At 43.6% G+C, this 13904-nt stretch carries 12 protein-coding genes; 2 read left to right on the forward strand and 10 right to left on the reverse strand.

Annotated elements, in window-relative coordinates; genetic code table 11:
* Positions 1–1496, reverse strand: a 1496-nt coding sequence (locus tag OCV54_RS04625; RefSeq protein WP_055222871.1) for a MobA/MobL family protein, incomplete at its 3' end; no start/stop codon positions are given.
* A 1054-nt stretch (positions 1497–2550) separates the two neighbouring features.
* Positions 2551–2784: a helix-turn-helix domain-containing protein gene (locus OCV54_RS04630; protein ID WP_008396997.1), complete on the reverse strand. Its 234-nt coding sequence runs from the start codon at positions 2782–2784 to the stop codon at positions 2551–2553.
* A gap of 237 nt (positions 2785–3021) precedes the next feature.
* Between OCV54_RS04630 and OCV54_RS04635 the strand changes: the two genes are divergently transcribed.
* Together OCV54_RS04635 and OCV54_RS04640 are read left to right on the forward strand one after the other, a co-directional pair.
* Complete coding sequence (locus tag OCV54_RS04635; RefSeq protein ID WP_008396996.1) at positions 3022–3645, forward strand: helix-turn-helix domain-containing protein; 624 nt, start codon at positions 3022–3024, stop codon at positions 3643–3645.
* 83 nt (positions 3646–3728) lie between these two features.
* Positions 3729–5027 (forward strand): tyrosine-type recombinase/integrase, encoded by a 1299-nt coding sequence (locus OCV54_RS04640; protein WP_008396995.1) that lies wholly within the window; start codon positions 3729–3731, stop codon positions 5025–5027.
* Between the two features lie 140 nt (positions 5028–5167).
* Here OCV54_RS04640 and OCV54_RS04645 read toward each other — a convergent pair whose 3' ends face one another.
* The 8 genes from OCV54_RS04645 to OCV54_RS04680 all read right to left on the reverse strand — a co-directional run bounded on the left by OCV54_RS04645 (position 5168) and on the right by OCV54_RS04680 (position 13897).
* Positions 5168–5650, reverse strand: a complete 483-nt coding sequence (locus OCV54_RS04645; protein ID WP_015534167.1) for an S-ribosylhomocysteine lyase — start codon at positions 5648–5650, stop codon at positions 5168–5170.
* 2 nt (positions 5651–5652) lie between these two features.
* A complete protein-coding gene (locus OCV54_RS04650; RefSeq protein ID WP_022216034.1) occupies positions 5653–6354 on the reverse strand; it encodes a 5'-methylthioadenosine/adenosylhomocysteine nucleosidase in 702 nt (233 codons plus the stop codon).
* Between the two features lie 40 nt (positions 6355–6394).
* Positions 6395–8755: a transglutaminase-like domain-containing protein gene (locus tag OCV54_RS04655; protein WP_055222812.1), complete on the reverse strand. Its 2361-nt coding sequence runs from the start codon at positions 8753–8755 to the stop codon at positions 6395–6397.
* Positions 8748–9809 carry a DUF58 domain-containing protein gene (locus OCV54_RS04660; RefSeq protein ID WP_055222815.1) on the reverse strand — a complete coding sequence of 354 codons (1062 nt, stop codon included), beginning with the start codon at positions 9807–9809 and terminating at the stop codon, positions 8748–8750. Before OCV54_RS04660 ends, OCV54_RS04655 begins: the two co-directional genes overlap by 8 nt.
* A gap of 41 nt (positions 9810–9850) precedes the next feature.
* Positions 9851–10777: an AAA family ATPase gene (locus tag OCV54_RS04665; RefSeq protein ID WP_022216037.1), complete on the reverse strand. Its 927-nt coding sequence runs from the start codon at positions 10775–10777 to the stop codon at positions 9851–9853.
* Between the two features lie 15 nt (positions 10778–10792).
* Complete coding sequence (locus tag OCV54_RS04670; protein ID WP_055222817.1) at positions 10793–12721, reverse strand: EAL domain-containing protein; 1929 nt, start codon at positions 12719–12721, stop codon at positions 10793–10795.
* 62 nt (positions 12722–12783) lie between these two features.
* The gene (locus tag OCV54_RS04675; RefSeq protein WP_055222819.1) at positions 12784–13476 is read right to left on the reverse strand and encodes a glycerophosphodiester phosphodiesterase; all 693 of its coding nucleotides are present in this window, start codon (positions 13474–13476) and stop codon (positions 12784–12786) included.
* Positions 13469–13897: a YolD-like family protein gene (locus tag OCV54_RS04680; RefSeq protein WP_055222821.1), complete on the reverse strand. Its 429-nt coding sequence runs from the start codon at positions 13895–13897 to the stop codon at positions 13469–13471. The genes OCV54_RS04675 and OCV54_RS04680 overlap by 8 nt, the downstream gene beginning before the upstream one ends.
* Positions 13898–13904: the final 7 nt, after the last annotated feature.

Consider the following 13904-nt stretch of genomic DNA (forward strand, 5'->3'; position numbering starts at 1 on the left):
GCCTGTTTTTCTGCCAGCTTTCGATGGATTGAGTTTTCTCCATACTTGGAGTTCCATTCCTTGTTTGCTTTGACATAGGATTCATACTCGGACTTGCCTTGTTTATAGACTTGCAGGAACGCATCTACCGTTGGATATTTGTAATCCTGCACGATATGGGATAATCCCTGCTTCATAATCTTAATCGTTTCTGCGTATTTGTTAGACTGTGCCTGCAATTCCTTTCGTTTCTTTCCTTGGAATAATCCTGTACAGTTCTTCAAATCCTCGTCAATAAGGTCTTTTTTCACTTCCTGCGTATGAATGGCTCTGTTTTGTCGTTTAAGTTTCTCCATAATCTCTTCAAGTCGCATCTCATAATCGTGTGCCAGCTCAGACATTCTTGGTCTTGGCGGAATAACGGTCTTTTCTGCGGTAGTAGTAGCAGGTGCTTTGAATGGTTGGGTCACAGCAGGAATTGTCTGATTGTCTGTCTGTGTAACGGATGGAGCTGGTTGTTTCTCTTGTTTTTCATTTCTTCGCTCCATAAGGTCGGAGATTCTGGCTTTCTGTTGTTCCTGTTTCTGTATCAGCAACTTTATGAGTTCTTTTAACAGCTCGATTGCCCGAAAGATAATCATAAACAAAAGCTCCGGATGATTGCCATACTTGTGAATGGATTCCTTAATCGGAGTTGAAATCTGTTCCTGCTTTACCTTTAAGATTTCCTTTCGCTCCATCCCCGATACCAAAGCGTGATCCACAGTACGATTCCAGTCCTGTATGACCTTATTATTGAGTGTAATCTTATCTGCCTTTGGATTGTTCTTACCGATTTTCTTAGTGGCAAGATAGACATCCCCACGCTTGAATGCAGACAGCTTTTCTTTCTCATCTTTGACAAGTCCGTTGATGACATCGGTATAAAATACCTTGACCTCATCTAAGAAATGTTCCTGCTTAAAGCGAGCGTCCTTGATGGTAAACATCTGTCTTTCGTAGACCTCACCTTTCTTGATCACCTTACACCTTTTACGGATAGTTCCATTCTCGTCTAGGATTTCTTTCTTGGTACGAACATGATTACCTTTCTCATCATAGAACATATTTCTGGTGGCAATCTTTTCTATCGGTTCGTCAAGATAATTTCGTTCTGCAAAGATAAGATGGATATGATAATTCGTCTTTCGTTTGTTATGATGGAGTGCTGCAATACAATCAACACCATACCGACTTTTGAATTTATCCGTCATATATTTTAATAGTCCGTCTGGCGGATAATCCACAAAGGATTCCGGCAGGGCAATGATAAATTCTCTTGCTTCGATACATTTTCCCTCTGTACCGCTTTTCTTAAATTCTGCCTGATTGCACTTGGCAAGTTCTGTCCAAAATTTTCGGTCTGTGGTTTCATATACCGCATAGAGATTTTCCTGTTTTTTGTCACTGGAGATATAATAGATTCTTCCACGAACATTATGGAGCTTTGACATCTGCACAAATGAATTTCTTGGCATAGCGATTTCCTCCTTTCCCAGTTTTGATTTTGGAAAAGAGGACAGATAAGATAGATGAGATGTGAGTAGTAAACTTTCCCTGTGAGCGAGTGCATAGGCACTCGTCTTGCGAACACATCCGCCTTGTGGCGGCTAAGCCTCGCAGAGCGAAATACACAGAGTACAAAACGAAGTTTTGTGCGATGGGTGTATTTCGCTCTCAAACGCCGAGGGCTTGCTTATGAAGTTCACTTTTAGCTGTAACTGTTCCCTCAGCACCTAATTTTGTGCCTTTAATGGCACACTTTTTATGTGCCGTATCCGGCACTCCCTTTTCTTAACAGAAATGCTAGAAGATTGCTATGAAAATCAGCGAAACAATAGACGAATCCGTTAGCACTTTTGCCTTAACAATAGCATTGTTCTATTATTCAGACTTTTTAGCAAAAACCGTAGAAACAGTAGAAGTCTGCTATTAAAATCGAAAAAACAATAGCACGATTCGTTAGCATTTTTGCCCTGACAATAGCATTGTGTTACTTCGCTTACTTTTAAACTGTGTCTGGCAAGGAAGTGGTAGTAAAAGTTCCTATTAAATTTCATTTTTAATAGTGCATTGTTTTATTACATTTTGATTTTAATAGAGCTTTTTACTATTAACTCTTTGAAAATGTACCCCATAGATTGGACACTCAAAATCATAGTAGCGTACACTTTTTGTCATAGGTCGGACAGCTTTTTTCATAGCTACACTTGGTATGACTTCTCACAGCACTTTTTGTAAGTTGGGTGGACTTGTCCTACCAGTCGGCTTCACTTGGGTGGATGGTTGCACCCACTTCATTTTCTGGCTTGGGTGGACTATTCATAACACCTTTTGCATCTTGGGTGGACTTGTCCTACCAACAAGCTATAACTGGGTGGACGATTGCACCCATTCACATCCATCTTGTCCTCATTTTCCAAAAGTTCTGGTTGTATCTGAGGACTTGTCCGTGATATAATCTATTTGCGTGTAGGTATATCATGGCTTTTAGTCAGATACATACCAGAGGGATGGTCTTAGGACTGTCCCTTATTCATTTTTCATTGTTCCCTTGACCGCTTTTACTGCGTGTCTGTCTCGTAAATCCTTCCCCTCATTGAGAATCAGAAACTCGTCTAATCGTTCCCTGCGGATTAAGATTTTTCTTCCCACTCTAAGGATAGGCAGCTTTTCCCATTCCACAAGATTTCTAAGAGTGTTTCTTCCGATACCTGTATAGTCGGCAGCTTCTTCAATGGAGAGAGCAAACTTTAATTCTGTCATTCGATCACCTCATTCCTGCGTAGGATTACAAGTCTTGTATATCAGAGGATGTTCCTTTTTGAAGAAAGGATTAGCCTTTTTTAAAACTTGCGTTACGCAATTCTGATTAAAGTATATATCTTTTATAACGCTATGTCAAGCCTTACGAAATTCTATCATCTTTTATAGAATTGCGTATTGCAATATATCGTGTTATGTGGTATAGTAATGACATACCGAAAAAGGAGGTTCGCAAGTATGTTAAAAGATAAAGAATTGCGAAAGACAATCGGTAGCAGAGCAAAAAGCCGTAGACAGGAGTTAGGATTGAACCAGCCTTATGTCGCTGAAAAAATGGGCGTGACAGCCTCAACCATTCAGAGATACGAAGCAGGAACGATTGATAACACCAAGAAAATGACCTTAGAAGGTCTGGCAGATGCACTTCATGTATCTGTGGAATGGCTGAAAGGTGAGACGGACGAATACGAAACAGACATTACGGATAAAAGAGAATTACAGATTCGTGATGTGATGACTTCCATTCTGAATAAGCTCCCTTATGATATGGAACAGTCCGAAAGTGATTTTTCCAAAGACCTGCTACTACTGATGTTACGGGAATACGAGCTGTTCGTGGATTCGTTCCAGTTCGCTTGTAAGAATTTCAAAGGAAATACAGATAACAAAATGCTCGCCCAGACAATGGGGTTTGAATCCAATAAGGAATACAATGAGATTATGTTCCTTAGAGAAATCACCCACACCGTCAACGCATTGAACGATATGGGCGATATTGTAAGACTGTATTCTAAGAATCCTGAGACAGCGAAAAATCGACTAGCCAATCTTTTATCAGAAAAAGATCCCGATTCGGTATAGATAGGCAGACGGAGCTATGATATACTTACACGCAAGAAGCATTTCACCAGTTCCGATTGCCGATATCGAAAGGAGAAACGATTATGGCAAAAGGTTCTGTAAGGAAGAAAGGCAAGAAATGGTACTACCGCTTTTATGTGGAGGATGCAAGTGGTAACTTGGTTCAGAAAGAATTTGCAGGTACGGAGAGCAAATCAGAGACAGAGAAAATGTTACGCAAGGCTATGGAGGATTATGACGCAAAGAAATTTCTAGCCAAAGCGGACAACCTCACACTCGGACAGATGCTAGATGTATGGGCAGAGGAAGATTTGAAAACGGGTTCACTTAGCAACGGTACAGTCGGTAACTATTTACAGGCAGTAAACAGGATTAAACAACACCCAATCGGAAACAGAAAACTAAAGACAGTCACTTCGGAGCATTTGCAGAAGTTTATGGATTTACTTGCATTTGGCGGTGAGGAAGGAAATTTTAAGTCAAAGGGTTACACCATCGACTATATCCGTTCTTTCCACGCAGTCCTGCAACAGTCCTTCCGATTTGCAGTCTTTCCAAAGCAGTACATCACATTCAATCCAATGCAGTATGTGGTAATGCGTAGGAAAGCCGAGGAAGATGTGGATTTGTTTTCTGATAATGATGAGGATGCAGAGGTTATCAACCCGATTACACCAGAGCAGTATCAAACGCTTATGGAGTATCTGGAAGAAAGAAACAAGCCTGCTGTCCTGCCGGTACAGATAGCGTACTACACAGGTCTTAGACTTGGAGAGGTATGCGGACTGTCTTGGAGTGACATTAACTTTGAGGAACAGTATCTGACAGTACGAAGAAGTGTCCGTTACAACGGAGCAAGGCACAAGACCGAGATTGGTCCGACAAAGCGAAAGAAAGTCCGTATCGTGGATTTCTGTGATACGCTCGCTGACATCTTAAAGAAAGCGAAAAAGGAACAGAGAAAGCAGGTATTCAGTTACGGAGAACTCTATCAGAGGAACTACTACAGGGAAGTTAAGGAAAAGAATCGTATCTACTATGAGCTTTATCATTTGGATGGCACAGAGGACATTCCGCTTGATTACAACGAGATTGACCTTGTATGTATCAGACCGGACGGAGCATACGAAGCCCCTGCAACGGTTGAGACAGCTTTAAGGACAGCAAGGAAACGATTGTCGGAGCTTGATGATAATTTCCACTTCCACACCCTGCGACACACTTATACCACAAACCTGCTCTCAAATGGAGCAGCACCAAAGGATGTACAGGAATTACTTGGACACTCGGATGTAAGTACCACTATGAATGTCTATGCACACGCTAACCGAGAAGGTAAGCGAAACTCAGCCCGACTACTTGATAAGGTGGTTGGAGAATAAAATCGAATAAGAAAAACTTTCCCTTGTAGATACCTCATAAGGGCAAAAACAAGGGAAAAGGATACATATAGAGTGGCAAGGCATACCGCCAAGTCGCATAAAATAAGGAAAGTTGAGATTTTAGTTATACAAATGTCAATTTAACCCTCTGGATAATTAAGTCTGCTGTCATCTATATCATACAGAACCTGTGACAGGAATTTCTCTGCAAGATAGTTCGCCATACCGAGATTCATATCCAGGTAATTGCCGCACTCTCTTGGATTTGCTCCAGGGATCGGATCGTGATAATGTCTTATGAATTCGAACATTGATATCATAAGCTCCACTATATCCTTCGACTCATAATCGCCTGCGAGTATGAGATAAAATCCCGTCCTGCAGCCCATAGGTCCAAAGTATATGACCCTGTCCTTATACTCTTCATTATTTCTCAAGAATGTCGCACCGAGATGCTCTATGGTATGAACCTCCGCAGTGTTCATAACCGGCTCATAATTCGGCTTTGTCATCCTTATGTCAAATGTTGTGAGGATCTGATCCCCAGCCTTATCCTTTCTCGACACATAAATGCCCGGATTCAGGAGAAGATGATTTATCTGAAAACTTGCTATCTTATCCATGTCTACTTCACCTCATATCTCTTTATTATCTCTGTCATCATGTTTACACTGTTCTCTATAGCCTTTGCCGCAAATGTAGGATAATCCATCTCTGCACTGTCATCAGCCTTGTCCGATATGGCCCGGACAACAAGGTACGGAACCTTATTCAGCACTGCAACATGTCCTATGGCCGCGCCCTCCATCTCTGCACATCTTCCACCAAATGTCTCCACAAGCCATTTCTTCTTGTCCTTGCTCCAGATAAACTGATCGCCGCTCACCACTCTTCCAGTGAACACCTTGACTCCTATATTTGCTGCATCCACTGAGTCCTGTGCTATCTTAAGCAGCTCATCGCTGGTCTTGAACACGCTCAGCTCTGTATCAGGGATCACACCCGGCTCATATCCAAGGGCGGATACATCCATATCGTGCTCCACGGTATCCGTAGCCAGAACGATGTCTCCTATATCTATGTCAGCATCCAGTGATCCGGCTATTCCGGTGTTGATGATAGCTGACACTCCATACATGTCGATCAGCGACTGGGTACACATGGCCGCATTGACCTTGCCGACACCGCACTTTACGACCACGACATCCGTTCCTTCTATCTGGCCTTTGTAGAAGCTCATGCCACACTTGTCTGTGACCTGGAGCCCATCTATCATCTCTTTCAGTCTTGCGACTTCCTCGTCCATCGCACCTATGATTCCAAGCATCTCTTATACCTCCATTATCCATTGCTACCTGTCAACTATACTACAACATTCGGAATATGTATATCCTCTTCATAAAAGGAACCTGTCTCCTAAAGCTCCTGAACAGCACCCGAAGTTCTCCCATACGCTGTACATATTCGTCCCCGGACACCTCGCCGCCATAGCTTATGCCTTCCATATATGCCGCAAGGTCCTCAGTCTCCGCCGGATCTGCGCCCTTACAGAAATATTCAAGCTGCTGCCTGTGATTTCCCGCCTTCGAAAAATCATCCGACGCAAGTCTTGCATAATCACACATATACCTATAGTAAGCTATCACATTTCCAGTCTTATCTCTCCTGTGATAACCCACAAAACGAACTATCTTCCTGACTGCTATACGTCCCACAAACAAGAGCACTGCAAATGCTATACATCCCGCCAGAACATATATTATCCACACGGCATTTCCAAGTGAAAATGCTGTGCCGGTCGTATCTGTTCCGGTATCTCCGCTGTCATCACCTACGAGCCATCTTCCAAATCTGGACCAGAAATCATCCTGGGTCTCATCCTCATCTTCACTCGACGGAGGTGTCAGCTCCACGACCTGCCATCTGCCACGTATGAACGCCTCTATCCACGCATGAGCTCCGCCATCGTCCACATCCACCTGAACAACAGCCGTTCTTCCAAGCTCTGATGAGCCTGAATAATAATCATCGTAACTGAACTGTTCTTCATCGAGCATTGTTCCGTCAAGGACCTCGGTGTAATCCACGGCATACCCCTCCACATATCTTGTGGGTATCCCCATGTATCTCAGGATCAGCGCCCCCGCAGTGGCATAATTGGCACACAGACCCTTCTTCGTGGTATCAAGGAAATAATTGACATAATCCTCATCCCTCGGCGTGGCTCCCGGATGCAGTGTGTACGGATAATTCTCCAGGAAGTATATATACACCTTCTGCAACAAATTATCCACACTGTCTTTTTCCGTGATTCCTGCGCTCTCACAGAATCTTCGTATTGAATCCATATTCTCCTCTGGAATCTCAAGATACTTGTCATCCACCGACGACATAACCGGCTCAGCCAGAGCGGATGGACTGTACTCCACACTGTACAATGAATCGCCCTCTTTGTAAGTATTCATGGCTTCTATATCAGTGTAGTAAGGGTAATATTTTAGATCTCCGGCGCCATCTATGTTCTGTATATCCATTCGTCCTCTGGCATGTCCTTCAGAATTGACCGGTGACGGATAGTCGCCATCCTTATCTCTGTCCCAATGATCCCAGCTATACTCATCACCAACGAACGCTTTCAGATAGATCCTGTTTGTGCTATATGGTGCAAATGTGATTACCAGATCCGTCTGTCCATCAAGTGTGACATCCGACACGCCTCCAAGCTTTCCATTCGCCAGTCCTCCGGTATTCGCCGAATTCCTTAGGGATTCAAATCCATACATGATGAGGTTTCCAAGCGGGCCTTCGATCTTGTTCTTCGCCGAGCTATCACGATACCTGTACAGATAAGTCTGCTGCGGCTTGACAAGAATAACCGCACTTCCCACCAATATACATACAGCCGCCACACCGGCCGCAAGCTGCAGAGACGCCCTGTCACTATGCCTGTAACTGAATCTTCGCTTCTTCTCATCATATTCAAACGTACTGTCCTTGTCAGTTATACGGAAGTGACCATTTCCCTTAAGGCAGATAACTCCCAAAAGTCCTGTGGATACCATGAACATGTAAATAACATCCGGCTCAAGCCTGAAAAACAATGGTAATATAAACACAGGAAGTGAAAACCACACTGCCCAGAACACACTCATATTCGTGTTAAGGAAAATGTTGAGGATTATTATCTCTACACAACCTATAGCGATGGCTGCCACAGGAACAGTGAGCATCCTGTTGGACAAAGTCTCGGAGAATACCTTAACCTCCTGGGCTCCATAATAATCAGTCACATGATCCAGAAACTCATTTACGATAGCATAAAATCCACTGTTTATATAACGTCTGAGAAGCATGATGAACAGGACAAAAGCGACAAGAAATATTACATATCCAACATCTCTCACCCACACCTTGCCTGATTTGAACAGACCACAGAAGTACATGGCCAGCAGCGCATACGCCAGAAATATAACGGGAACACCGTACGCCATATCTATACACGACAAAAAGCCGCACATTGAACCACCTATGATAAATATCTCCAGCAGGCATTTTGTAGCAATACCTCTGCTGTCCGATTTTCTTCTGCGCAGCTTTCTTTTTCTGTAATCCGCGCCTTCTCTGCCTCCATCTGTGATCTCCGGATCGTTGAGCAGCCTTACACCTTCACAGAATTCTACCGCTTTCCTGTCTTCAGTTTTCTTTTTTTTACCAAAGATTCTACCCAATTATGTATCCTTTCACACGATCTCCATATGTAAACACTACATTGCCATCCGCTCTCATATCGCCGGAAACAACTATGATCCTTCTGTCAGAATCCAGATTCTTCTCAAGCATCGATAACCCATAGCCAAAATCTGCATACGCCTGCTCATAAAAGATCTTCTCCATCCATTCAGCGAGATCATCCCTGCTGTCTATCGAAGTCCTGACTATATCGCCCTGCGCGCCGCTCCAGTAATAGAATGTAAACGGCAGTTGTTCATCCAACAGACTTACAGCCATGCCGTAGGCGGATTTCAGTACATCATTCAATATATGTGTCTCATCATCGGCAAGCTCTACCAATATCATGAGCTGGCTTGACGACATGCTCTCTCTGTCCTTTACCATCAGCACGTCTTTTTTTGCTGACAGCTTCCAATGTATATTCTGAAGCTTATCCCCCGGCTGGTATTCTCTCACATCCACAACCTCGGAGAAATCATGGCCTTTTTTCCGGCTCTCCTCAGCCTCGTTCATCCCCTGTGAAACCGCGGTCATATCCGCCTCCACATCAACCGTTCCGGAAGGGAAAACCTTGTACTCTTTTACCGAGTTGCATTTGCTCTTTATCCTCACAAATCCAAGCCAGTCAGTAACACATATTCTGTCCGCTTTCACCTCCAGTGCACCTACATACGACTGGGCTATCTGGTAGTCCACCACATTCGCACTGCGCGAATATGCAGGTATGCACAGCGTATGCCTGCCATTTGTATGGAAAAGATCATTCTCCATGCTTATCTCTATCTCTGTGTTCATATTCGGAATAATGCTGCTGTTGTCGAGCACAACCGATACGAGAAATGGCGAGTCCACCGTAAGGTTCTGCCCCCCGCCGCCAAACTTTACAGTCAAATGCCTTGAAAGCACAAAGGTGCATACTATTGACACGACCGGCAGAACTATCATCAGTATCATAACTATGAAATTAAAATATGAATGCACAAAAAGAAGGATCAACAGATTTATAACAAACACGAGAATGTATTTGAATACATGCCATGCGTACTTCATCCGCTGATCCTCCTTTACTTATATCTCTTATGTTCTCAGTTCTAAGTCCTTGGAACCTTAACCTGACTTCTCACTTCATCCAGAGCCTCTGCGACAGTCATTCCATTAGCTCTGGCACGGGCTGCAAGCTTTACCCTGTGCCCAAGCACGTCGTTGAACACCTCTGCTATGTCTCCCGGCACAACATATTCTCTTCCAGAGAGCACCGCCATTGCTCTGCTCATCCGCAGAAGTGCATTTGCGCCTCGCGGACTTGCTCCCATCGAGAAGAGCTCACTCTCCCTGGTAGCCTCAACCAGAGTCACTATGTAATCAAATATTGAATCATGCACACTCAAAGTTCTCGCCTTATCCTGAAGACCTATCAGTTCATCTCTCGTCACTATTCTCTCTACACTGTCCATAGGTACAAATTCCTGACCTTTAAGTATCTGCACCGCAGCCTCGTGGGATGGGTATCCCATGGAAAGTCTCACCATGAATCTGTCAAGCTGGGACTCCGGAAGCATCTGCGTTCCCGACGAACCAACCGGATTCTGGGTTGCCATGACCGTGAAAGGCTGTGGAAGTTCCCTTGTAACAGCATCGACTGTCACATGTTTTTCCTCCATGATCTCAAGGAGTGCCGACTGAGTCTTAGGCGATGTTCGGTTTATCTCATCCGCAAGGAACAGATTACAGAACGCTGAACCCTCTCTGTACTCAAACTCACCGCTTTTTGCATTGTACATGGAAAATCCCATTATGTCACTCGGCAGAACATCCGGTGTAAACTGGACTCTGTTATATTTCATATCCAGAGTTCTGGCAAATGCCGTTGCAAGAGTGGTCTTGCCCACACCCGGGATATCCTCAAGCAGTATATGTCCACCCGCAAGTATGGCAGCATAGACCTTGATTATTATATCTCTTTTTCCCTTTACGACCTTCTCTACCTCATCAACGACCCGGTTCTCTATATCTGTCATACGCCGTCCTTTCTCTTAGCTCTGGTTAACTCTCTTCACCTCTGATATGAACTTATCCTGTGGCAATGGTCTTGAGAAATAATAGCCCTGAATGTAATTCACTCCAAGATTGCTGAACTCCCTGAGGGATTCCTCCGTCTCCACGCCTTCCACTACGATCTTCATATTCATATCCTTAACCATGCTTATGGTGTTCTTGACAACCTTCATCATCTTGTCATCTGTGTCTATATCCGCAAATGTCTTGTCCAGCTTAACTATCGCAAACGGCATGGATGCTATCCTCTTCATATTGGAATAACCTGTTCCAAAATCGTCAAGTGAGAATGCAATACCATAATCTGTGAGACTGTTGATATTGTCCATTATTGTCGTCTGAGCATAGGCAGCCGCAGTCTCAGTAATCTCAAGATTTATCTGCTCATTGCTGACTCCGTAACGCTCAATCACCGCCCGCACGTCTTCTGATAACTCACTGCTCATGCACTGGATGACCGACAGATTCACCTCAACATATTCCAGTCCGAGATTCTTGAATTTCTCTCCAGTTATGAAACGGCACACCTCTTCAAGGACGAACTTACCTATCTTATGGATCATTCCATTCTCCTCCGCAGCAAGGATAAATATCTCCGGCGAAATGTATCCATACATATCATCATTTAATCTCAGAAGTGCCTCAGCACTGTTATATTTTCCAGAATCTATGCTGTATATCGGCTGATAGTAAACCTCAAACCTGTTCTCGGCAAATGCCTTTTCAAGTATCATGTCCATGTCCCGCATCAGATCATATCTTTCCTTGTTATAGATATCTCTGGCATAGAGAACACGGCCTGTATACTCGTGCTCAGCAAGCTCACCGCCAAACCGCATCACACTGTCAACATCCTCTATATCCTGAGGACATCTGGTGATACATATTATCGGCAATAGATTTATAAACATATCATTATACTTATATCCCTTCTTCAGCTTCTCGTTTATCCGCTCCGCAAAATCCTCAGCCTGATCCTTGATACGCTGATTCATGACACATCTGAACATTCCGGTTCCCAGATAATACCACTCAACATCATATCCGTATGGTCTGCTCCACTCTAAAAAGTCTTCAGAGATCTCCCTGAGCAGCTTATGATATTCCTCAACTCCCAGAATCCCGCGAAGAGTCTTGTCATTCTCCATAGTTATCATAACTACCGTTATATCAAGGCCATTATCCAGAGAATTTCTCACGTCGTCCATGTATCTTGTGATCTTGTTCAGGCCCGTGGCACTGCTTATAACCTGCTCCGGACTCTGTATCAGCAACGCAACGAACAGTAATCCAATCGCATTTGCAAACATCTCAATCGGAATATCCGGGTTAAACATCTGAAATACGGCCGCAACAACAACCAATGGGAATATCGCTATGGTTGATACAAATCTTCCTCTTGTAAGTCTCCTGTGATATCTCGTAACAACCATGAAGCCCAGAATCATATAAAATATTCCGGCAGCATACAGAAATGTCATGAAAAACTCTCTTCTGTACTCTCCCTGTCCGCCTATACTGAATACACACGGAGTGAAAAAATTAACTCCGAGCATGGTCATGCACAGCAACGTTGGAAGTGCCAGTATGAAACTCTTCACTTTACCTCTGAATATATGTATGGCATCCACTATGTTCACCACATAAGCGGCATACATAGCCGATGAAACGACATGGAAAAAGAGATATCCCGTATGGAATATGTATTGGGTGACTACATGCCTTTCACCCATATTGTCAAATGCGATGGCGCCTATATCAAACGCTGTGGCAACCATTGCAATGGTCAGAACAAATTGAAACTGCCTGTTTAATTTGCCTCTGGTCATCTTCTTCATGATGACTGAGACCATGATAAGAGTAAACACGCAGAATGCCGCGTAATCAAAGTATAGTACTTTGCTCATATTATCCTCCTATGTACAACTCCTCCACCTGTAGAATAATATAACAAATATTTCTAGGTCTTTCAACGCATTATATCCGGGCGGTCTGTTATCACTGCATCTACGCCCAGTCTGCACATACGTCTCATCCAGTGTGGATCATTCACAGTCCACACATATACCGGTATGTGCTTACGCTTCATTCTCTTCACAAATTTCTTCGTGCAGAGAAGATAATTCGGCGATATAAAATCCGCTTTACACCGTCTCATTCTTCTCTCAGGAAAATACTCATTCAATCTGACACCGAGCTTAGCCTTTTTCTTACCGACGAGCAGTCCGGTCTTTATCCTCGGGTCTATGGCCTTCACATTGTACGACACTTTGTCCTTGAAGGATTTTATCGAGAACTCACCGTATCCAAATCTCCCCTTGACAAGATCTATGACACGCCTCTCGTATCCGCTCTCCTTTAATTCTATATCAAGACATATCTTTCCGCTGCAGAGTTCCAGGACTTCGTCAAGCGTAGGCACTCTGTAGCCTTCTTTTGATGCAATATCGTTGATCCTGTTGTATGTCATATCTCCTATCTTTCTGCCGTCTATAGTTCCATCATGAAATACTATGAGTATATTATCACTGGTTTTCCTCACATCGAACTCCGCCATATCCGCCTTCAGATCTATAGCTATCTGAAACGCTTCAAGTGTATTCTCATGAGGCGCAAGGGCACTCGCTCCTCTGTGTGCTATCACCATAGTCTCTCTATTCATGCAAATATACATCTCCATTCTGATCAATATTTAAATCATATATATCATCTATCGGTATCTCGGTTCTGTCTTCCATAACTATCTTTTTCCCATATACGTCAACATTGCGTATATATCCCGACACATGTTCGTATCTTCCACCAGCTTTTCTGTCATCCTTTACAAAATACTCTATACTCACACATTTTTTGTCTGCATTATGCATTATATTCAACAGTTTCTGATCAAGAACCATTTTCTGACTCTCATCCAGCTCCAACTTCTCATCGGTGAGCCTTGCAGTCTCCGCTATGGCTGCTCCATGTCCTGTGAGTGCGGCAAATGGGGCAAACTGTGCTGCTCTGTCATGGATAGACATGTGCGGATGAACAGAGGACACGTGATGTGTAAGCTGTATTATGTCATCGTAATTATCTTCCATAAGCCCC

It is taken from the genome of Coprococcus aceti (assembly GCF_025567285.1).
Taxonomy (GTDB): domain Bacteria; phylum Bacillota; class Clostridia; order Lachnospirales; family Lachnospiraceae; genus Coprococcus; species Coprococcus aceti.

What these genes read in the sequence shown, in the direction of transcription:
- OCV54_RS04630 (WP_008396997.1), bottom strand. Translation starts at nt 2,784, where the DNA reads ATGACAGAATTAAAGTTTGCTCTCTCCATTGAAGAAGCTGCCGACTAT.
- OCV54_RS04635 (WP_008396996.1), top strand. Translation starts at nt 3,022, where the DNA reads ATGTTAAAAGATAAAGAATTGCGAAAGACAATCGGTAGCAGAGCAAAA.
- OCV54_RS04640 (WP_008396995.1), top strand. Translation starts at nt 3,729, where the DNA reads ATGGCAAAAGGTTCTGTAAGGAAGAAAGGCAAGAAATGGTACTACCGC.
- OCV54_RS04645 (WP_015534167.1), bottom strand. Translation starts at nt 5,650, where the DNA reads ATGGATAAGATAGCAAGTTTTCAGATAAATCATCTTCTCCTGAATCCG.
- OCV54_RS04650 (WP_022216034.1), bottom strand. Translation starts at nt 6,354, where the DNA reads ATGCTTGGAATCATAGGTGCGATGGACGAGGAAGTCGCAAGACTGAAA.
- OCV54_RS04660 (WP_055222815.1), bottom strand. Translation starts at nt 9,809, where the DNA reads ATGAAGTACGCATGGCATGTATTCAAATACATTCTCGTGTTTGTTATA.
- OCV54_RS04665 (WP_022216037.1), bottom strand. Translation starts at nt 10,777, where the DNA reads ATGACAGATATAGAGAACCGGGTCGTTGATGAGGTAGAGAAGGTCGTA.
- OCV54_RS04670 (WP_055222817.1), bottom strand. Translation starts at nt 12,721, where the DNA reads ATGAGCAAAGTACTATACTTTGATTACGCGGCATTCTGCGTGTTTACT.
- OCV54_RS04675 (WP_055222819.1), bottom strand. Translation starts at nt 13,476, where the DNA reads ATGAATAGAGAGACTATGGTGATAGCACACAGAGGAGCGAGTGCCCTT.
- OCV54_RS04680 (WP_055222821.1), bottom strand. Translation starts at nt 13,897, where the DNA reads ATGGAAGATAATTACGATGACATAATACAGCTTACACATCACGTGTCC.